Annotated in this window: 19 protein-coding genes; 2 read left to right on the forward strand and 17 right to left on the reverse strand. The window is 39.1% G+C overall.

Annotation, left to right across the window (positions count from 1 at the left end; all coding sequences use genetic code 11):
* Positions 1–7: 7 nt before the first annotated feature.
* The 6 genes from O3664_RS04660 to O3664_RS04685 all read right to left on the reverse strand — a co-directional run bounded on the left by O3664_RS04660 (position 8) and on the right by O3664_RS04685 (position 6,762).
* Positions 8–847 (reverse strand): amino acid ABC transporter substrate-binding protein, encoded by an 840-nt coding sequence (locus tag O3664_RS04660; RefSeq protein ID WP_371613689.1) that lies wholly within the window; start codon positions 845–847, stop codon positions 8–10.
* Between the two features lie 9 nt (positions 848–856).
* Positions 857–1,486 (reverse strand): amino acid ABC transporter ATP-binding protein, encoded by a 630-nt coding sequence (locus O3664_RS04665; protein WP_203180450.1) that lies wholly within the window; start codon positions 1,484–1,486, stop codon positions 857–859.
* Positions 1,487–1,495: 9 nt separating this feature from the next.
* The gene (locus O3664_RS04670; protein WP_237446791.1) at positions 1,496–2,137 is read right to left on the reverse strand and encodes an amino acid ABC transporter permease; all 642 of its coding nucleotides are present in this window, start codon (positions 2,135–2,137) and stop codon (positions 1,496–1,498) included.
* A gap of 139 nt (positions 2,138–2,276) precedes the next feature.
* On the reverse strand, positions 2,277–3,506 hold the full coding sequence (locus tag O3664_RS04675) for a tetratricopeptide repeat protein (RefSeq protein WP_371613690.1): 1,230 nt from the start codon (positions 3,504–3,506) through the stop codon (positions 2,277–2,279).
* Positions 3,496–4,662 (reverse strand): AI-2E family transporter, encoded by a 1,167-nt coding sequence (locus O3664_RS04680; protein ID WP_371613691.1) that lies wholly within the window; start codon positions 4,660–4,662, stop codon positions 3,496–3,498. The genes O3664_RS04675 and O3664_RS04680 overlap by 11 nt, the downstream gene beginning before the upstream one ends.
* A gap of 117 nt (positions 4,663–4,779) precedes the next feature.
* Positions 4,780–6,762, reverse strand: coding sequence for a peptide ABC transporter substrate-binding protein (locus O3664_RS04685; RefSeq protein WP_371613692.1), 1,983 nt, complete (start codon positions 6,760–6,762; stop codon positions 4,780–4,782).
* 176 nt (positions 6,763–6,938) lie between these two features.
* On the opposite strand from O3664_RS04685, the gene O3664_RS04690 reads away from it, so the two are divergent.
* On the forward strand, positions 6,939–7,952 hold the full coding sequence (locus O3664_RS04690) for a lactonase family protein (protein WP_371613693.1): 1,014 nt from the start codon (positions 6,939–6,941) through the stop codon (positions 7,950–7,952).
* A gap of 45 nt (positions 7,953–7,997) precedes the next feature.
* Here O3664_RS04690 and O3664_RS04695 read toward each other — a convergent pair whose 3' ends face one another.
* The 11 genes from O3664_RS04695 to guaA all read right to left on the reverse strand — a co-directional run bounded on the left by O3664_RS04695 (position 7,998) and on the right by guaA (position 20,919).
* The gene (locus tag O3664_RS04695) at positions 7,998–8,417 is read right to left on the reverse strand and encodes a F0F1 ATP synthase subunit epsilon (RefSeq protein WP_000068043.1); all 420 of its coding nucleotides are present in this window, start codon (positions 8,415–8,417) and stop codon (positions 7,998–8,000) included.
* 10 nt (positions 8,418–8,427) lie between these two features.
* Positions 8,428–9,834, reverse strand: a complete 1,407-nt coding sequence (atpD, locus tag O3664_RS04700; protein WP_000094357.1) for a F0F1 ATP synthase subunit beta — start codon at positions 9,832–9,834, stop codon at positions 8,428–8,430.
* Between the two features lie 191 nt (positions 9,835–10,025).
* Positions 10,026–10,904, reverse strand: coding sequence for a F0F1 ATP synthase subunit gamma (locus O3664_RS04705; protein WP_218493889.1), 879 nt, complete (start codon positions 10,902–10,904; stop codon positions 10,026–10,028).
* A gap of 15 nt (positions 10,905–10,919) precedes the next feature.
* Positions 10,920–12,425: a F0F1 ATP synthase subunit alpha gene (gene atpA, locus O3664_RS04710; RefSeq protein WP_000996629.1), complete on the reverse strand. Its 1,506-nt coding sequence runs from the start codon at positions 12,423–12,425 to the stop codon at positions 10,920–10,922.
* Between the two features lie 14 nt (positions 12,426–12,439).
* Positions 12,440–12,976 (reverse strand): F0F1 ATP synthase subunit delta, encoded by a 537-nt coding sequence (locus tag O3664_RS04715; RefSeq protein ID WP_078238378.1) that lies wholly within the window; start codon positions 12,974–12,976, stop codon positions 12,440–12,442.
* Positions 12,976–13,470 (reverse strand): F0F1 ATP synthase subunit B, encoded by a 495-nt coding sequence (atpF, locus tag O3664_RS04720; RefSeq protein ID WP_001103468.1) that lies wholly within the window; start codon positions 13,468–13,470, stop codon positions 12,976–12,978. Before atpF ends, O3664_RS04715 begins: the two co-directional genes overlap by 1 nt.
* 13 nt (positions 13,471–13,483) lie before the next feature.
* Positions 13,484–14,194 carry a F0F1 ATP synthase subunit A gene (gene atpB, locus O3664_RS04725; RefSeq protein ID WP_000392870.1) on the reverse strand — a complete coding sequence of 237 codons (711 nt, stop codon included), beginning with the start codon at positions 14,192–14,194 and terminating at the stop codon, positions 13,484–13,486.
* A gap of 33 nt (positions 14,195–14,227) precedes the next feature.
* Positions 14,228–14,428, reverse strand: a complete 201-nt coding sequence (locus tag O3664_RS04730; RefSeq protein WP_001054558.1) for a F0F1 ATP synthase subunit C — start codon at positions 14,426–14,428, stop codon at positions 14,228–14,230.
* Positions 14,429–14,743: 315 nt separating this feature from the next.
* Positions 14,744–16,030, reverse strand: a complete 1,287-nt coding sequence (locus tag O3664_RS04735) for a U32 family peptidase (protein WP_000169065.1) — start codon at positions 16,028–16,030, stop codon at positions 14,744–14,746.
* A 187-nt stretch (positions 16,031–16,217) separates the two neighbouring features.
* Complete coding sequence (locus O3664_RS04740; RefSeq protein WP_371613694.1) at positions 16,218–18,842, reverse strand: G5 domain-containing protein; 2,625 nt, start codon at positions 18,840–18,842, stop codon at positions 16,218–16,220.
* Positions 18,843–19,356: 514 nt separating this feature from the next.
* Positions 19,357–20,919, reverse strand: a complete 1,563-nt coding sequence (gene guaA, locus O3664_RS04745; RefSeq protein WP_371613695.1) for a glutamine-hydrolyzing GMP synthase — start codon at positions 20,917–20,919, stop codon at positions 19,357–19,359.
* A 141-nt stretch (positions 20,920–21,060) separates the two neighbouring features.
* On the opposite strand from guaA, the gene O3664_RS04750 reads away from it, so the two are divergent.
* On the forward strand, positions 21,061–21,759 hold the full coding sequence (locus O3664_RS04750; RefSeq protein ID WP_000936191.1) for a GntR family transcriptional regulator: 699 nt from the start codon (positions 21,061–21,063) through the stop codon (positions 21,757–21,759).
* The last annotated feature ends 26 nt before the right edge of the window (positions 21,760–21,785 follow it).

Consider the following 21,785-nt stretch of genomic DNA (forward strand, 5'->3'; position numbering starts at 1 on the left):
CCGTCATTTAGATTCCTTCTTTCACTTCTTTGGTTGCTACATCTTCTCCAAACCATTTCTGGCTGATTTCCTGGAACTTTCCTTCTTTATATAGTTCAATAAAGGCTTGGTTTAATGCTGTTAATAATCTTTTATCAGATGGTCTAACACCGACAGCAAAGGATTCACTTTCAAATCCTGCTGAAAAGACATTATAGTCATTTAATATCCCCTCAGACTGGAGGTAGTAATTAGCATACACTCGGTCAATCAACAAGGCATCAATCCGATCATTTTTCAAGTCAATCAAGGCCTCATTAAAACTCTGGTACTGATTAGCCTTCTGATCTTTGACACGATTTTTCAGTAAATCTGGCTGGGCTTCAAAGTCTAAATAACCAGAGGAACCTGCTTGGGCTCCCAAGGTCTTATCCTTCATATCCTCTACTGAACGAATCTGCTGGCTTTTCTTCATAACCAGAACTTGCTGATTTTCCATATATGGAATGCTAAAGGCAACTTTCTCTCGGCGTTCATCAGTGGCAGAATAGCCATTCCAGATGGCATCAATGGTTCCATTTTGCAGTTCCGTCTCCTTCATATCCCAGTCAATGGGTTGAAATTGAACCTTAAAACCTAATTTTTCAGAGACAGCTTGTGCTAAGTCAATATCAAAGCCTGTATATTGGCCATTCTTTTCTTCAAAACCCATGGGTACAAAGGTATTGTCAAAACCAATAGTAATGGTCCCCTGCTCTTGATATTTATCCCAGTTATCCTGCTTTGGATCACTAGCCTTCTGAGTACAAGCTGTTAAAAAAAGAGTCAGGAGAGAAACCAATACTAAAGCAATTTTCTTATTAGTCATTGGCACCTCCTACTTGGGCTCAACCTTGAGAATCTGATCTGCGATATTTTCAGCGAACTGTAAATCGTGGGTAACCACAATCTGCGTCATGCCAAGTTCCCTATTTTGCAAGATCAGTTTTTCCACTTCCAAGCGCAATTCTGGATCAAGTGCAGAAGTTGGTTCATCGTAGCCAATGATTTCTGGGTCAATCATCATAGCACGCGCTAAGGCTACCCGCTGCTTTTGACCACCAGATAGTGAGAAAGGATAGGCGTCTGCATGACCAGCCAGTCCTAATTGTTCCAAAAGCCCTCGCGCCTTCTTCTCAGTCTCTTCTTGCTTCATTCTCATGGTTTTTACGGGCGATAAGGTCAAATTGTCTAGAACGGATAAATGAGGAAAAAGTTGAAAATCTTGGAATACAAATCCCAGTAAATTCCGCTTCTCTAGTTCATCCAGTTCTAAAGATTCTCCATTATAAAAGATTTGCCCTGAATCAATGGTTTCAAGACCCGCAAGCATACGTAAGAGGGTTGTCTTACCTCCACCAGAAGGCCCAACGATAGCTAGGATTTGCTTTTCAGGAATTTTTAGACTGAAATTGGATAAAATTTGCTTTTCACCAAAGACTTTATTGATATTTCGTAATTCTAACATGGCAGCCTCCTATCTATAGTAACTGTACTTCTTCTCAACTTTTTTGGCAAGAATGGTCACAATCCCAATCAAAATCAAGTAAATGGCTCCTGCTAAGAACATTGGAACCAGACTAGCATCACGGTTTGCAGCTGTTCGACTCGCCAAGATAAGGTCTGAAATACCTAGAGCATAGACCAGAGAAGTATCCTTGACCAAACTCATGACTTCGTTAAATACGCTAGGAAGAACAATCTTGGTCACTTGGGGCAAGATAATATAGCGTACTGTGTCAAAAGGACTGAATTTCAAGACCTTAGCAGCCTCATATTGACCGTTAGGAATGGTATCAATCCCTCCACGGAAGATTTCAGCAAAGTAAGCCGCATAATTCAACACAAAGGCAATGATAGCCGCAGGAAGACGGTCCAAACGAATCCCAATAGTTGGCAGCACATAATAGATAAAGATTAATTGCAAGAGCAAGGGTGTGCCTCGCATAATCCAAATATAAATATTAATCAAATGATGGAGGGGCTTCCAATGGACTTGCAAGGCAAAGGCAATCAAAACGCCCAAGGGAATAGAAAAAATCAAGACCAGTGCAAAAACCTGCAAAGTCATGCTTGCACCGCTCAATAAACTCGGTAATATCTCAAACAAATAAGACATACTGACACCTCCTAAAAATAATTGTTCCTATTATAGCATAAATAAACAAAATAACCAATAATTTTTGTAAAAAAATTCTCTTTAAAACGAAAAACTATATCTATCAAAAATGATAAGATACAGTTTTAAAAATATATTCTTATAATCTCTCAAATAAGTCTTGCATTTGCACATCATCTGGAACCAGTTTTAAATAAGTTTGTGCATTGACTTTTGCTTCCTCAAAGTAACCTAATTCACGCAAAAGATAGATATAGTGTTCCAGAAACTCTGGATTGTCCTTCAAATCCCCTACTAATTCTTGGTAAAGCTCATAGGCAGTATCCAAATCGTCCATTTCTTGATAGGAACGAGCAATCATCCACTTGGTCAAAAGATTTTCTGGCTCCTCACTTTGCAAGTCTAGAATATCCTCATAGCGCTCCTGCTCCAGATAAATAGTTGCTAGACGGAGTAAGATTTCTTCCGTATCCTCAGCATCTTCTTTTGCAGTAAGGAGGTAGTTTTCTGCACCACTGGCATCATGCAATTCATAAGAAAATTGTGAAGCTGCTAACAAGAGTCTTGTTTCAAAAGGATTTTTCTCCAAGCCTTGCTTAGCGATACGCAGGGCTTCTTGAACTTGATGTTCCTTATGCAAGGCCTGACTATAACCATATTCATAGCCTTCAAAGTCAGGAGAAATGGTATCGATCTGCTTAAAATAGAGGACAGCTTTTTGGTATTCTTCTTGATCAAAGTAAAGACTGGCCAACTCAAAAGCTGTTAGGTCATCGTATTCTAACTCCAAGGCTTTTTCTAAAAACTCTGTGGCCGTTTCAAATTTCCCTAACTGTGCATAGGCAAAGCCAATCCGTTGGTAGGTAGAAATGCCTGTTTGCTCATAAATAGTACGATTATCTAACTGGGCATAGCCTTGAATAGCTTCTTGGTAATTTTCCAACTCACTATCCAACTCTGCTAAGCCCAATATCAAGAGAGGATCCTCTGAGTAGCTCAAGGCTTCCAGCAATTTCTCACGCGCCACATCTGTCAAACTTTCCATCTGGTAAAGGTCTGCCTTAAGAAGCAAAGCCGAAACATACCAATCACTGTCAGCTTGGATTTCCTCAAGGTACGCAAATGCTTCCTCGATTTGACCATCCTCGCTAGCAATAGCTGCCAGATTGAGATTAACCTCTGGAAAATTTTCTATAATTTTCAGGTAAATTTCCTTGGCCTGATGATAAAAACCAATCCCTTCTAGATAAGTTGCCAACTCATATAGAAGGTCACTTGGATCATTTTCTAAAGCTTTAACGAAATAATGTTCTGCCTTGGTTAAATCTTGCTCCTCCAAAGCCTGTAACATCTGTTGACTATTGTTCACTCTTTACTTCCTCTCCTTCTAGTTCATATAGGCCACTGACTACCTTATACCATTCAAAAATAGCTGAAATGACAACCTTAGCAGAAGCATAAACCGGAATACCGAGTAAAACTCCCCAGATACCAAACATGGATCCTGAAGTTAACAAGACAAAGAGAACATTAATGGGATGGATGTTTAATTGACTTCCCAAAATCAATGGAGAGACAAAACGACCTTCAATAGTTTGTTCTACGATAAAGACAATCACCACTTTTAAAAGCATGACTGGCCCAGCAATCAAGCCCAATACTAGGGCAGGAAGCATGGCCAAGAAACTACCAAGATAAGGAACCAGATTTAGAATACCAGCAGTAACACCAAGCGTAACTGCATAGCGTAGACCGATAATCTTGAAGAAGATGATAAACATTACTGCTACAATAATAGCCACTGTTACTTGCCCTCTAACATAGTTGGACAACTGTTGATTCACGTCTGATAGAACTTGTCCAACAGGTTCTTTCAATTTCGTCGGCATGAATTGGGTTAAATAGTTACGCAAGCCTTTCCCATCACGCAAGAGATAAAAGAGCATGAAAGGAACGATAATCAAGGCCACAATCACTTGAGAAGCCCCGCTAATAAAGGCGCTCACCCAATTGACTGCCTGAGATGAAACCTTACTTGCCCAAACTGTAGCCTGACTAGAAAAATTGGTCAAAACTTGCTCTAATTGAGGTCTGAAATCATCTGGCAAACGCTTGGTGACCAAATCATTAATAACTCTGTCTGCATCTTCGAGATAGATTGGTACATTTCTTGCAAATGTTAAAACTTGACGTTGCAGATTTGGAATCGCTACTGCCAAGCCCCAAATGATAAAAAGAGCGATGATGACAAAGACAATAGTGATAGCTATAACACGATTAACCTTATGCTTCTCCATCCAATCAACAATAGGATTTAATAAATAATATAGCAAACCAGATAGAATAACTGGCAACATCACGACTGCTAAAAAGTCTAAAACAGGTGAAAATAAAAAACTAATCTTACTTAAAATAAAAAGATTCAGTCCCAATAATAAGGTTACCAAAAATACCGTAATGGCCTTGTTATCCAAAAACCACTTGAAAAACCAAGACAGGCTAAAATGTTTCTCTTTTTGTTCCATAAATAATTCCTTTCTGTCGTCCTTTCATTATACCATTTTTAGACCAAAATAACTCTTTTTTAAAGTGCTTACATAGAGACAGCGACATAAAAAATCCCCTCAAAAGAGGAGATTTGATTAGTCTTGAATATGACGGTCTAAGTTCTTCTGATAATCTGCGTTTGATTTGGCTTTTTCATCAGCAAATTTCTTGCGGAACTCATCCATTTCTTTAGAAGTGACAATCTTATCTTGGAGTTTAAGATATTTATAACTGTTGTCGCCTGTTTTGTCACCAACCCAACCATCAGCACCACTGCCTAATACTTTCTTCGTTACAAGCATTTGGGCACCGTCTGAGTGTACAGGAATAACTAGAGCACTATCTGTTAACCAAGCTTGAGCCTTAGCATATTTAGAATAACGTTTTTGCAGATCTATTTTTTCACTATTTGCATCATCAATCAATTCTTTGTATTTATCCAATCCAACTGTTTTAATGACTGAATTGTCTGTTCCTGGTGCTACACCAAGAGAGCTTAGGAGACTTGGACCTGAAGTTGGATCAAATACATCTAGATAGGTTGATGGATCTGCATAATCTGGACTCCAACCACTATTAACATTAATGTCCCAATCAACATTATTATTTGATGTCGCTAGAACAGTCATGCTTCCCAATTCATCATCAGAAACCTGCTGAATGTCAACAACTACATTTTCAGAACCCAGCGCTTCTTCAATGGATTGCTTATAAGACTGAGCTTGATGAATAAAATCTGTCTGAGTAGATGAAACTGGAAGATCTAAATGAATTGGGAACTGGGCTCCATCAGCTTGAAGAGTTTTCTTAGCAGCTTCAAACTTAGTTTTAGCCTTGTCTACATTATGAAGTGAATCTTGGGCATCATCAAGACTGACATCTTTCCAGACATTATCCAATTTATCCAATTCTGTCTTAGTTACTTGACCAAATGTTTGATCTCCTACTTGTACAAATGTTGGAGGAGTGAAACTTGTACGTAGTTTACGAGGCGCTACTTCATCTCCAAACACCTGAGAAACAGCTGCTTTACGATCTGCAGCAAATGCCAAAGCTTGACGGAATTCTTTATTTAACAAAGCTTTTTTTGTAGATGATTTTTCTGCATCACTTGTTTTAGCAGTATGATTGTATGACACACGATCAATATTAGTAGACATATAGAAGACACTACCTCTTTGTTGGCCGTATACAATATTATCCTTGTATTTTTCTTTTAGACGTTCATAGTTGGCGGAGTTCTTAAAGAGTGGAGCAGCTGGATAATGTCCCTCATCAAAACCTCGTCCTAGGGAGTCTGCATCTTGACCATCAAAGAAGGATAACTTGATATCATCAATAAAGACATTCTGCTTATCCCAGTAGTTTTGGTTTTTAGTCATTTCGATAGAAGATTTAGAGGTAAGTCCCTTAAGAAGGAAAGCCCCATTGTAGAGAATGCTCGTTACATCAGTAGCTTTACCGAAATCATCTCCTTTAGAAGCCAAAAAATCTCCACTTACTGGAGCTAGAACTCCCATCGTTGTCTTAGAATTCCAAAAAGATTCTGGATGATTCAAAGTATAAACAAGAGTATAATCATCTGTTGCTTTCACACCTACTGTTGAGAAATCTGTTGTTTTCCCATTTACATAGTCATCCAATCCTTTGATAGAATCCTGTACGAGATAAAGAGCCTGTGATTTCTTATCTGCTGCGTGTTTCAGACCAGTTACAAAGTCTTGAGCCTTGACTTCACCATACTCTTCCCCCTCATTTGTATACCATTTGACACCCTGACGGATTTTATAGGTATAGGTCAAACCATCTTTGGAAACAGTCCAATCTTCTGCAACCGATGGAACTAAATTTCCATATTGATCATTTTCTAGTAATCCGTCAATAACATTACCTGTAATCTGTTTAGTGCTGACATTCCCAGAAACTGTATAATCCAAAGTAACAGGATCTGATGTAAACACATAAGCATAAGTCACTGGCTTAGTAGCATCCTTATTACCATTACCAGATGAACACGCTGCTAGAACGGCAGTAGACAAAACGGCAATTCCAGTCGCTAAAAAAACTCGTTTTTTCATAGTCAAACTCCTTTGCAATTTGTATAAGATTATTATAGCACTTTTATTAAGTAAATCAATGAAAACATTCTTAATATTATCATGAAAAAATTGAGTAAAGCTCTTGCCAAGGTTGATTTCTTCATACTAGCATTTTTGTGATATAATAGTCATATCTTTATTTTAGAGGTAAAGTTATGAAAGAAAATGTTTACTTTGGAACTTATACACGTCGCACTTCCCAAGGGATTTACAAGGCGGACTTTGATATAGAAACTGGTCAGCTTTCAAATCTAGAACTTTTTGCTACTGAGCCAAGTCCAACCTACCTTGCCTTTGATCAGCATCAACATTTATACACTGTTGGTAGTCAAGACGATAAGGGAGGAATTGCATCCTATCAAACTGACGGGACTTTATTAAATCATGTCGTTGAAGAAGGAGCCCCCCACTGTTATGTTGCCGTTGATGAAAAACGTGATTTGGTCTATGCAGCCAACTACCATAAAGGACAGGTCCTTGTTTATAAACGTCAGGAAGATGGTAGTCTTCTACTTAGTGATGTGGATCAACACAGTGGCAAAGGTCCACATGAAAATCAGGCTTCTCCCCATGTTCACTTTACAGATTTAACACCTGACCACTATCTAGTGACTTGTGACTTAGGAACTGACCAAGTCGTCACTTATGACCTTGATCAAGAAGGGAATTTATCTAAGCTCCATACCTACAATAGTATTCCTGGAGCTGGTTCTCGTCATATCGTTTTCCATAACCATTATAAAATCGCTTATCTCATTTGTGAACTCAATAGCACTATTGAAGTTCTAATCTACGATGGTGTTGGCGAATTTGAACGCATGCAAGTTATCTCAACTCTACCAGAAGGTTACGAAGGTTTTAATGGTACTGCTGCTATTCGTCTCTCTAAAGATGGTAAATACCTCTACGCTTCTAACCGTGGCCATGATTCTATCGCAGTATATACAATCCTTGCGGACGGTAACTTAGAGTTGTTAGAAATCGTTCCGACACATGGTCAGACTCCACGTGATTTTGATTTGACACCAGACCAAGAATTTGTCATTGCTGTCCATCAAGACTCTGACAATGCAACCGTTTTTAAACGCAATCCTGAAACTGGTCGTCTAGCAGAACTTTCTAACGACTTCCATGTTCCAGAAGCGGTCTGCATCAGTTTTGCCCCTTAAGAAAACATAAAAAATGAACTTGGAATTTTCAAGTTCATTTTTTTCTTATAGTCTTTTTCCGACATTAATACGGTTAATGGCACGTTGCAGTGCAATCTTCGCACGACGTTCTTGATCAATCAAGTTTTTGTCTTGTGCTTCTTCAATTTCACGCTCTGCTCGAAGCTTGGCACGTTCTGCACGACTGATATCGATATCACGAGCACGTTCTGCAGAATCCGCAACGATTGTGATGGTATTATTGGCAATTTCAATAACGCCTCCGTTTACTGCAATCCAGTTCACGTGATCTTCATCATCAATACGCTTTACCTTTACTTCATCAACTGCTAAAACCGCAATCATATTTTCATGTCGTGGCAAGATCCCCATCTCACCATCCAGAGTTCGAACCGATACATAGCTGGCATGGTGATCATAGACGAGACCATCTGGTGTCACGATCTGGACAGTTAACTGAGCCATAGATCACCTCTTAAAATCCCATTTTTTCAGCTTTTGCAATCACATCTTCGATAGAACCTACACCACGGAAGGCATCTTCTGGCAAGTGGTCGTGTTTACCATCAAGGATTTCCTTAAAGCCACGAACAGTTTCAGCAACTGGAACATAAGAACCAGGCTGACCAGTAAATTGTTCCGCAACGTTGAAGTTTTGCGACAAGAAGAACTGGATACGACGAGCACGAGCAACCAAGGTCTTTTCTTCATCAGAAAGCTCATCCATACCAAGGATAGCAATGATATCTTGCAATTCATGGTAACGTTGAAGAACGCGTTTTACTTCAGCAGCAACTGCATAGTGCTCTTCTCCAACGATTTCAGGTGCCAAGGCACGTGAGCTTGAAGCAAGTGGGTCAACGGCTGGATAAATACCCAATTGTACCAACTTACGTTCCAAGTTTGTTGTAGAATCCAAGTGAGCGAAGGCTGTTGCTGGCGCTGGGTCAGTATAGTCATCCGCTGGCACATAGATAGCTTGGATAGAGGTTACAGAACCCTTCTTGGTTGATGTAATACGTTCTTGCAATTGACCCATTTCCGTAGCAAGTGTTGGTTGATAACCAACGGCTGATGGCATACGACCCAAAAGGGCAGATACTTCTGAACCAGCCTGAGTGAAACGGAAGATATTATCGATAAAGAGAAGCACGTCTTGGCCTTCTACATCACGGAAGTATTCAGCGATTGTCAAACCAGTAAGGGCAACACGCATACGTGCTCCTGGTGGCTCATTCATCTGACCAAATACCATGGCTGTTTTCTCGATAACACCTGATTCTTTCATTTCCCAGTAAAGGTCGTTCCCCTCACGAGTACGTTCCCCAACACCGGTAAATACTGAAATACCACCGTGTTCTTGGGCAATGTTGTGAATCAATTCTTGAATCAAGACAGTTTTACCAACTCCGGCACCACCGAAAAGTCCAACCTTACCACCTTTAAGGTAAGGGGCAAGAAGGTCGATAACCTTAATCCCTGTTTCAAGGATTTCAGAAGAGGTAGACAATTCATCAAAAGTTGGAGCTTTTTTATGAATTGGCTGACGCTCTGCATCTTCTGTAAAAGGGGCTTCCAAGTCAATGGTATCTCCCAAAACATTGAAGACACGTCCCAAAGTTTCTTTACCTACTGGTACAGAGATTGGACGACCTGTGTCCAATACTTCCATTCCACGAGTCAATCCATCTGTTGATTCCATGGCGATAGTACGGACCATACCATCTCCCAACTCCAAGGCTACTTCAAGGACGATTTTTGTTTTTCTTTCGTCATTTTTGTAGACGACAAGTGCATTGTTAATCTCAGGAAGTTTTTCCCCTGCTGCAAACAAGACGTCTACAACGGGACCGATAACCTGAGCAATTTTACCTGAACTCATCTCCTTCTCCTATTCTATATAAGATACTGTCGGTTCCTAGCTCAACTAGGTCCTAATACTCTTCGCAAATCAAATTCAAACCACGTCAGCGTCGCCTTACCGTACTCAAGTACAGCCTGCGGCTAGCTTCCTAGTTTGCTCTTTGATTTACATTGAGTATAAGTTCATTTTCATACGAGCTAGACTAGAGCCTATTCTAAGGCACTAGCTCCTGCTACGATTTCTGTAATTTCTTGTGTAATCGCCGCCTGTCTGGCACGGTTATACTGAATTGTCAAATCATTAATGACTTTCTTAGCATTATCTGTCGCTGTTTGCATGGCGGTCATACCCGCAGCATTTTCAGCTGTCTTAGCATCGATAATAGCCCCGTAAATCATACTTTCTGCAAACTGAGGCAACAACTGCTCCAAAATTTCTTCTCGGCTAGTTTCCAATTCAAAGGTCAAGCTGTAACTGTCATCCGCTTCATTTGGATCCAAGTCAACAATTGGAAGCATTTGTTCCACACGCATTTGACTGGTTAGCGTATTGACATGGTGGTTATAGCAGACATAGAGTTCATCAAAAAGTTCATTTTGGTACATTTCAACAGTTTTTGAAATAATCTTACGGACTTCATCAAAGCTTGGTTGATCTGCCAAGCCACGTAGTTCATAAAGTGGCTGAATACCGCGAGCCTTAAAGAAATCAGCTCCCATTCCACCAATACAGATCATTTCAAAACCTGTACCGTCTGGATGGTATTCCTCCTTCAACTCCATAACAGCTTTCAGAATAGAGGAATTATAACCTCCAACCAAACCTCGGTCTGATGTAATGACGATATAGCCTGTCTTCTTAACTGGACGGCTAATCAACATCGGATTGGTTGAACTACCAGCTCCATTCCCATGAAGAATATCCGTCAAAAGTTTACGAACTTTCTGAGCATAAACTTGGAAGTTGCGAGCAGCTTCTTCAGAACGCCCTAGCTTAGCAGCTGATACCATCTGCATGGCATTAGTGATTTGACTCGTATTTTTTGTTGAGGCGATTTTTGTTTTAATATCATTTAGAGATACTGCCATCTGACACCTCTATTCTTATTGGAAGCTGGTTTGATTGAGAAACTCTGTAATCGCAGCATCCAAGACTGCTTCTTCTGGCAAGTCTTTTGTATCACGAATGGTTTCCAAAATCTCTGGATGTTGAGCGTCAAAGAAGGCATGGAACTCTTCCTCGAAACGAACAATATCATCTACTGGAACAGTATCCAAGAAACCATGTGTCAAAGCATAGAGAATGGTTACTTGTTTCTCAACAGGTAATGGTTTGTGAACAGGTTGTTTCAAGACTTCAACTGTACGACGTCCACGGTTCAACTTAGCCTGTGTTGCTGCGTCCAAGTCAGAACCAAACTTAGTGAAGGCTTCCAACTCACGGTATGAAGCGAGGTCGATACGAAGTGTACCAGCAACCTTCTTCATGGCTTTAATTTGTGCAGAACCACCTACACGAGATACAGATGAACCCGCGTCAATGGCTGGACGAATACCCGCATTGAAGAGACCATCACCAAGGAAGATTTGTCCATCAGTGATTGAAATCACGTTGGTTGCGATATAGGCAGAGATATCTCCTGCTTGTGTCTCGATAAACGGTAGGGCTGTAATCGATCCACCACCAAGCTCATCAGAAACTTTAGCTGAACGCTCAAGCAAACGGCTGTGAAGGTAGAAAACATCCCCTGGGAAGGCTTCACGACCTGGAGGACGACGAAGCAAGAGAGACAGTTCACGATAAGCTACCGCTTGTTTTGAAAGATCATCATAAACGATCAAAACATGCTTACCTTGGTACATAAATTCTTCCGCCATGGCAACCCCAGCATAAGGAGCTAGGAAGAGCAATGGAGATGGTTGTGAAGCAGAGGCTGTCACAACGATTGTGTAGTCCAAGGCACCGTACTGACGTAGTGTTTCTACTTGTGTACGAACTGTTGATTCTTTTTGTCCAATCGCTACGTAGATACAGATCATATCTTGACCTTTTTGGTTCAAGATTGTATCAATCGCAATAGTTGTTTTCCCTGTCTGACGGTCACCGATAATCAACTCACGTTGACCACGACCAATCGGTACAAGGGCGTCAATAGCTTTCAAACCAGTTTGCAATGGTTCTGATACAGACTTACGTTGCATAACACCAGGAGCTGGTGCTTCTACTGGACGAGTTTTATCAGTGTGGATTTCTCCAAGACCGTCAACTGGACGACCGAGTGGATCCACAACACGACCAATCAGACTCTCCCCAACAGGAACTTCCATGATTTTCCCTGTACGGCGGATTGTATCGCCTTCACGGATATCTGTAAAGTCACCTAGGATGATAATACCAACGTCTGTTGACTCTAAGTTTTGAGCCATCCCATAAGAGCCGTTTTCAAAAATCAACAACTCTCCACTCATGGCATTTTCAAGGCCGTGAGCACGCGCGATACCGTCCCCGATATAGGTTACAACACCTGTTTCAGTCACATCAAAATTGGGTTTGAAATTTTCAATTTGTTGCTTAATTAAAGCGCTGATTTCTTGTGCGTTAATTGCCAAAAGAACACCACTTTCTATTTCAAATTTTCTTTAACAACTTTAAGTTGTTGTTTAATACTCACATCAATTGTCTTGTGATTGGCAAAAATGACAAAACCACCAATAAGACTTTCATCGATTTGTTCTTTTACACTCCTTACTTTCAGAGACATTTTTTTCTCAATCAAAGGGAGCAAGCGACTCTTCTGTTCATCAGTTAAAGGATGAGCTGACGTAATCGTCACTTCAAATCGATTTGTTTCTTTTTCAAGTCGGTTCAAGCAATCTACAAGAATATCATAAAAAAGATTTGCTCTGTGATTGTAGATAAGAACCTGAATAAAGTTTTGCAATAAAGGTGACACTGAGTCTTGGAAGAAAGAAATCGTTTTTTCCTTGTCAGACTCGTCTACTGCCACTTTTTTTAAAAAAGAAGGTAAGCCTGTTTCTTCAGCAACTTGCTTGATTTGAGCTAAGTCTGAAAAGATACGGTTTTCTTCTCCTTTTTCTAAAACCAATTGGACAAAAGGCATGCTGTATTTTTCAATTACCTTTACTGTTTTCTTGTCCATTAAGCTTCTCCTAACTGATCGATATACTGATCAATGAGTTCTTTATGGGCATGACCGTCAAGGTTTTGTGAGATGATTTTACCAGCCAAGCTGATTGTCAAATCTGCTACCTCACCCTTAACACTTTGTAAAGCTTCAGCTTTATTTTGAGCAATTTCTTGGTTCGCTTTTTCTTTCAAGCGTCCTGCTTCTAGCTTAGCATCTGCTAAAATACTAGCTTTGCTTTTCTCAGCTGTCTCTTTCGCATTCTCAATGATTGTCTTAGCTTCTTTACGGCTACCAGCCAATTCATCTTCGCGTTTTTGAGCCAATACTTCCGCTTTTTGACGTGCTTGTTCAGCTCCGTCAATATCTGCTGCAATTTTTTCTGCTCTTTGTTCGAAAATGCTAGTCAAATTTGACCAAGCGTATTTCTTAACCAAGACTAGCAAGAGAATAAAGGAACCAGCGATTAGTATAAAATCACCAAGTAATTCACCTACTGTTACATTCATAAACTACTCCTTTCTATTCTTCATCATTAATTTTATTTCCTAAGTACATTGAAGATAACAAAGTAAATACATATGCTTGTACACAAGAAATAAAAACAGAAAATGCAGTCCAGATTAGATTTGTTCCAAAAGCAATAGGATACCAATAGAAGGCCTGATGAGAAAGTAGGACTAACATACTTGCCATCACTTCCCCTGCAAAGATATTACCAAAGACCCGCAATGCAAGTGAAAGGAGATTGGTAACTTCTTCCAAGAGATTCATTGGTGTCATAAAACCTGGTGTTACAAATGCTTTTAAATACTTTTTGATTCCACGACGACGAATTCCTTCTACGTGGGTCATTAAAATAATTGTAAAAGACAAGACCAAGTCAAATGACAAATTTGCTGTTGGTGAGGTCCAAAGATTTACACCATCTGTAGTCTGAATTCTAGCCATTAAGCCAATATTATTTGCAATGGCCATAAATAGGAATAAACAGAAATAAAAGAGAGAATAATCCTTTATCATTGGACCAAGGTTTGATTTTGTAAATCCAACAACAAAATCAAATAAATACTCTAATACATTTTGTTTTCCTGTGGGTCTCAAAGTCATATTTCGAGTTGCCCAATAAATAAAGCCAAAAATAAGTGCTACAGTCAACAAAGTCAAAACTACTATGGTTAAATTAAAGGTAACAGGACCAATATTGATGGTTGGATTAATACTTTCTTCCATCTAAAATCCTCCCTTTTTCAATTTATACTTCTTTTATTTGATGATAAATGAAAAGACAAGAGTAACGAAGAAAGTACCTTCAATAAAGGCAACCCCTAGGATCATCAAACTACGTAGTTCTGAGATGATATCTGGTTGGCGAGCTACTGATTTCAACAAACCATTCATCAACAACCCCTCACCAAGAGACACACCCATACAGGCAAGACATAGACCGAAAAATGTTAAATTCATGACGAATTCTCCTTTTAATTAAAATTTACTTACTTAGTTTAGTCCTAAAAATTGAATTTGTCAACTTTTTACTTACGTTGAAAGCGTTTAATGAAAATTATTTACAATTTTACTATTTTTAAGTCTATTATATAGAAAACTTTGGAAAAAACTTGTAATAAATCCGTCCATTATCTAGGTCTTTCTGAAAAATAATGAAAAAATCCGAGATGAAATCTCGGATGGAAATTAATATATTTTCTTTAACCTAATGTTCTTTTAGTAAATAGGATTAAAGGGAAATCAACTAGAAAGCTTTCGTCTCCTACATGTTTATTAAGCACGCACTGTGACGCTGGTTCCATCTTCCTTATAAAGATTGATGAGACCTTCTTTAAGAGCTCGAACCATGTCTCCAGCTTGAACAGGTTGTGGAACCTTGATAGTCAAGAGTTCCATCGGATTTGGTGCGCGGTCAATTTTATTGCCTTTGGCATCATGCAAATCTTCGATATATGTTTCAAAATGACGGAAACCTGGGCCATAAAACTCAACTTGGTCGCCTTCGTTAATGACATTCCGTTGACGAATGGTTGCTGTTTGTGTCGCATCATCGTAAGAAACCACTTCAGCGACAAACTTATACTCAGGAATTTTACGACGAGCACCAAACAACTGCTCATTTTCAGATGGTGTACCATAGTAGAAACCTGTTGCTAATTCACGTTGGGCAACCTTCCACATTTCATCAATCAAGTCCTGCTTGATAGCTTCAAACTTCTCTGGACTTTCTAGATAAGCATCAACAGCTGCCTTGTAGCAGTTTGTTACTGTTGATACGTAGTGAATAGACTTCATACGTCCTTCAATCTTGAGACTGTCCACACCGTTTTCAATCATATCTGGGATATGGTCAATCATGGACATATCAACGGCTGACATTGAAAATTCTTCAGGAATTTCACCTTTAAGACTCTTACGTTCCTTCCCAAATGGCATATCGTAAAGGTCGTACTTCCAACGACAAGACTGAGAGCAACCACCACGGTTAGCATCACGCATACTCATGTGGTTTGAAAGAGTACAACGACCAGAGTAAGAAATACACATGGCTCCATGAACAAAGGCTTCAATCTCAACATCTGTACGTTTGCGAATTTCTGCCAATTCTTCCATTGAAACCTCACGCGCCAAAACGACACGAGTTAAACCTAGTTCTTTCCAGAACTCAAGTGTTTCATAGTTAGTGGCACTTGCTTGGGTAGAGAGGTGGATTTCAAGACCTGGTGCTTCTGTAGCCGCAATCATAATCAAGGCTGGATCAGACACGATAACTGCCGCGATTCCGATATCACGTAGTTTACGGAACCACTCACCAGCACCAGCCTCATTTCCTTCGTGCATAACCATATTGGCAGCCACATAAACCTTAGCACCATACTTGGCCGCAAACTGGACACCTTCTTCCATCTGTTCGAAAGTAAAGTTTCCGGCACGGCTACGAAGGCCATAGGCCTGACCACCGATAAAGACAGCATCTGCTCCATATTGAACAGCTACCTTTAGCTTCTCTAAAGTCCCTGCAGGTGATAAAACCTCTGGACGTTTTAATGTTTTTGTCATGTTTTCTCCTATTTGCAATATAAAAGTTTGACGTTTTTCCTTCTCATTTTATAGTAAATAAGCCATAAAATCAAGCCTAGACAGATTGTTTTGACAATTCTAATCTTTTAGATTATTAAAGCAAAAAGATTGTCAAAGAGAAAAAGCCCACAGATGTGAGCCCTTTTCTAATATAGGTTAGAAAAAACTATTTCTCCACTTCTTTTTTCTTGTGTGCAAGAAATCCAAATCCACTCAAAACTCCTAGAAGTCCTAAGACTACAAGATTAGCATGATCTTCTGTACCTGTATTAGGCAATTCCTCTCTCTTACTTGCTACAGAAGTCGGAATTTGTGAAGTTTCTTTTGTCGATTGTTCAGTTGGTGTCTTTGATTTTGGTACTTCTACCTTTGGCGTTTCAACCTTTGGTGTTTCAACTTTTGGCCTTTCAACCTTTGGTGTTTCAACTTTTGGCCTTTCAACCTTTGGCGTTTCAACTTTTGGCCTTTCAACCTTTGGCGTTTCAACTTTTGGCCTTTCAACCTTTGGCCTTTCAACTTTTGGCCTTTCAACCTTTGGTGTTTCAACTTTTGGCCTTTCAACTTTTGGCCTTTCAACCTTTGGTGTTTCAACTTTTGGCCTTTCAACCTTTGGTGTTTCAACCTTTGGTGTTTCAACTTTTGGTGTTTCAACTTTTGGTGTTTCAACTTTTGGTGTTTCAACTTTTGGTGTTTCAACCTTTGGTGCCTCAACCTTTGGTTTCGTACCTACTGTGATAACTTCTTCTACTGCTTCTTCAGTAATCGTGGTTGGTTCGTTCGATGTTACTGTACCTGTATTAGGATTCAAGGTATAAGTTGTCGTAGTAGTTGTTTTACCAGCTTTACCAGATTTTGTTACTTCACGATAGTCTTTATCTTTTGCATTATCTTCCACATAACGTGTTGTATATGGAGTAGTTGTTTCTACAACTGTTGGTTTCGTACCTACTTTAACTACTTTAGGTTGCATTTCAGTACGTTTCTCAGTAGGTTGACCATCAGTAACTTCTCCTGTTAATTCATTTACAATCTTAGGTGTTGAAGTTACAACCTTACCCGCAGTTCCATTATCGACAGTCTCATTGTCACCTACTTCCTTCGTTGGGTCTGCAACATAAGTAGTCTCAATCGGAATAGGAGTTTCAATCTCAACAGGTGATAAATTATTTTCATACTTATGTTTATAAACATAAGTTATAATAGTTTCACCTTTTACAATCTCTGTAATATCTTGTTTATCTTGGTCTTTAAAGGTATAACGCTTGTTCTCAAAGTCAATATCCGTAGGATGAGTTAATGTAATTTGCTCCCCTACTGCTTTTACCTCACTTGTAACAGACGGTCGAATCTCAGCACCTTGTTCATCGACAAACTTTTGAGTAACCTTACCTTTATGTTGAACCTCTGTATAAGTCACCAAATGATAGTCACGAGATACACCGTTCAAAGCCTTATCTGGATCTATTATCTCAACCTTAGGAATCTTATTGGTGAAGGTATTTTGACTTAAATAAGCAGATATTTGTCCTCTTGGCATACGCGCATTTAGATAATTACTTGATGAAATCATATTTTCACCTATAAGAGAATTTTCTCTCCTTAACTCGTATAGTACCTGTCCTGTTGAGCCAATAGGTGACCTTAATTCGAACTCTTTAATTTTTTTCTCAGGTACATCTGATGGTTTAATTACAGATTCACCACCGAAAGCCTGTTCATTTAATATTGTAGAGAGTAATTTATCTAACGGAATTTCTTGGCCTTTAGCATCTTTATAAGTAAATGTCTTAGTGTACTTAACTAAGTCCGATTGACCTGCAACCCGTCTAGATAAGTTCTTAACGAAAATTTCTTGTAAAATTGCTTGACCACGAATAATTGCATAGACTTTCGTTTCCTCAGGTAAAGTGTAATTCAAACGGAGACTTGTATCAATACTTGCAACACCATATTTAGATGTTAATACACTGGTTGGATCTAAATTCACTGTGTAAGTAAAAGTTTCACCGTTTTTCGCTTCTACAATATATCCGCTATAACCAGCACTACTATCCTTAGCCCTAAGTTTCTCCAATCCCGGAAGATTAGCTGCTCCAGTTTTAACAGTTACGTGTGTGTCAGTCGTAGTTACATCGCGACCTAAAGCATCTGCAACGCCCTCTCTAGTTCTTACATCGACTGAGTCTGTGTTTAAATAACGAACTTCACCCTCAGTAGAAGTCAAATTACTGAGTGTTATTTCTTTATTGACATCATCGGACGCTAATCTTGAATTCACTTGACTTGCAATCTTATCTTTTACGTTGACATAATTTGCAGTAAGGTGATTATTTTTAAACTCTTCAATCTTAGCTCGATCAGCATCAGCTTGTACTTTCTCTGCTTTTGCTGATTCTAAAGACTGAATTTCAGCGTCAACTTTTTCTTCAGCAGTTGTTCGTAACGGATTTACTTCAGAAGGAGTATTAGCTGTACCTACATTTTCAACTGGTGTTTCATTTACAGTGATACCTAGCGCTTTCACTTCTTCTACTTTTGCCTTCAACTCTGCTTCTTTTACAGCATGAGATGTACTAGTTTCAAACTCATTTTGTGAACTTTCACCTGCCGGTTGACTTGGTTGGACGCTTGTTGTTGGATTAGTAGGTTGTTCGTCAGCGCTTACAATCCCATTTAAAAATAAACTCCCTAAAGCAGTCGTTAGGATAATACCACTTAACAAACCTAACTTAGTTTTACGAAGATAGCCATGACCTTTTTCTTGTTTTACTGCTTTATGCAATAGAAACACCTACTTTCATTTATTTTTATTGTTAACATTATTACATAATTAACTAAAAAAGTAAAGGTATCAACTCAAAAATTAAATATAATAAATTTATAAAAACTTCCTAACTACTATACTAGAATTTTCTACAATTCAAAAACCAGTATCGGAACGGATTAATACTGATACGAAACAAAATGACTCTTTATACATCTATAGTAGGATTCAAGACATATTATTTATTTCTTAATCGACATATAAAAGAAATCCTGATTAAACTGTCTTTAAAACTTAGGAAATCAAGGATATGATAAAAGGTATGAATATCAGTATATCTATTTTTACCATCTCAAAAGTAGATCCAGAAAATATAACTGTTCTCTTATGATGAGACTTTGGAGGCAACTATTCTGTCTTGTTTTATGAAAGAATAGCTTAACCTTTTACTTAAAATATTCAGCTAAAAAAAAGAGAGAACGAATTTGTTCTCTCGAAATCCTTATTTTTCATTTACTATAAGAGTAAAGTATTTATAGGTTTATTCCCACTCTACTGTTGCAGGTGGTTTACTTGTGATGTCGTAGACGATACGGTTAACATGGTCTACTTCGTTTACGATACGTACAGAAATCTTTTGAAGGACATCCCAAGGAATCTTTGCAAAGTCAGCTGTCATACCATCGATAGAAGTGATAGCACGAATAGCGATTGTGTAATCATAAGTACGACCATCACCCATAACACCAACTGAACGAACACCTGTGTTCACTGTGAAGTATTGCCAGATATCACGGTCAAGACCTGCTTTAGCAATTTCTTCACGAAGAATAGCGTCTGACTCACGAACGGTTTCTAGTTTCTCTTCAGTGATTTCACCCATGACACGGATAGCAAGTCCTGGTCCTGGGAATGGTTGGCGCCATACAATATGATCTGGCATACCAAGCTCTGTACCAAGAGCACGAACTTCGTCTTTATAGAGAGTGTTGAGTGGTTCAATCAATTCAAACTGCATGTCTTCTGGAAGACCACCCACGTTGTGGTGTGACTTGATAGTTTGAGCTGTATCCGTACCAGACTCGATAACATCTGTATATAAAGTACCTTGAGCAAGAAATTTCACATCTTTGAGCTTGCTTGCTTCGTCATCGAATACATAGACAAACTCATTACCGATAATTTTACGTTTTTGTTCTGGGTCAGAAACGCCAGCAAGTTTATCAAGGAAACGTTTAGCAGCGTCTGCTTTGACGATATTCAAACCAAACTTACCACCAAGCATGTCCATAACTTGGTCCGCTTCTCCTTTACGAAGAAGACCGTGGTCTACGAAAATACAGATCAATTGATCGCCAATCGCTTTTTGGAGAAGAACCCCAACGACAGATGAGTCAACCCCACCTGAAAGGCCAAGAAGGACACGTTTATCACCAACAGCTTCACGAATTTTTTGAATCTGCATATCAATGAAGTTATCCATTGACCAATCGCCTTTAGCCTTACAAATGTTAAGAGCAAAGTTACGAAGGATATCATTTCCGTATACAGAATGACGAACTTCTGGGTGGAATTGGATACCGTAAATGTGTTTATCTGGGTTTTCGATGGCTGCGTATGGGCAATCAGCTGATGTACCTGTACGAACAAAGTCGGCAGGAATCTCAGTAACTGCATCACCATGGCTCATCAAAACAGTTTGTTCATCAGGTGTTGATTCAAAAAGAGCTGATGGTGTATGTGTTAGGGTTGATTGACCGTATTCACGATTTCCAGCATCACCTGCAGGGACAACTTTTCCTCCAAGTTTATGGGTCAATAACTGCATACCGTAACAAATTCCCAAAATAGGAATTCCGAGTTCGAAGATTTCTGGGTCAATATCGAATGAACCATCTTCGTATACAGAGTTTGGACCACCTGAAAGGATGATTCCTACAGGGTTGATTTCACGAACTTCAGCAGCTGAAATTTTATGGCTTTTTAGTTCTGAAAAAACACCAATCTCACGGATACGGCGTGAAATCAGCTGGTTGTATTGGCTACCATAGTCCAATACGATGATTTTTTCTACATCTTGCAAATCAGTTGAAATGTTGCTCATCTTTTTCCTTTCTCAAAAGAAATATCTTTTTTCAATATTCTATCACAAATAAGGGCGAATTACCAACTTAACAAGGCGAAGTTTGACTTTTTCTAGTTTATTGGGGTACAATAGAGAAAAGATAGAAATGAAGTGAAAAATATGCTACCCGCTTATATGAAAATCCATGATCAGATTAAAAAAGATATTGACGAACATCGTTGGGCCATTGGCGAGAGGCTTCCCAGTGAACGAGATTTAGCAGAGCAGTTTGCGGTTAGTCGCATGACTCTCCGCCAAGCCGTATCTCTATTAGTCGAAGAAGGCGTCTTAGAGCGCCGTGTAGGAAGCGGCACCTTTGTATCCAGTACACGTGTACAAGAAAAGATGAGAGGGACAACCAGTTTTACTGAAATTGTTAAGTCCCAAGGTAAAGTTCCCTCTAGCCAACTCATTTCCTACAGAAAAACCATTCCCAATGAGCAGGAAGTTGCTAAACTAGGAATTTCTCCTACCGAAAATATTATCCGAATGGAACGTGTTCGCTATGCCGACCAAGTTCCTCTGGTTTATGAAGTTGCTTCTATTCCTGAAAAATTCATTAAGGACTTTAAAAAAGAAGAAATCACCAGTCATTTCTTCCAAACCTTGCAAAAACATGGCTACCGTATTGGTAAATCACAGCAGACCATCTATGCTCGCCTTGCTAAGGAAAAAATTGCCCACTATTTGGAAGTTGAAAAAGGACATGCTATTCTTGGTTTAACTCAAGTTTCCTACCTAGAAGATGGTACTGCTTTTGAATACGTAAAAAGTCAGTATGTAGGCGAACGCTTTGAATTTTATCTTGAAAATAATTAGAATACTATGCAAAAGACTCTCTGTCA

Origin of the sequence: Streptococcus sp. 27098_8_109, from assembly GCF_041432295.1 — a bacterium.
Taxonomy (GTDB): domain Bacteria; phylum Bacillota; class Bacilli; order Lactobacillales; family Streptococcaceae; genus Streptococcus.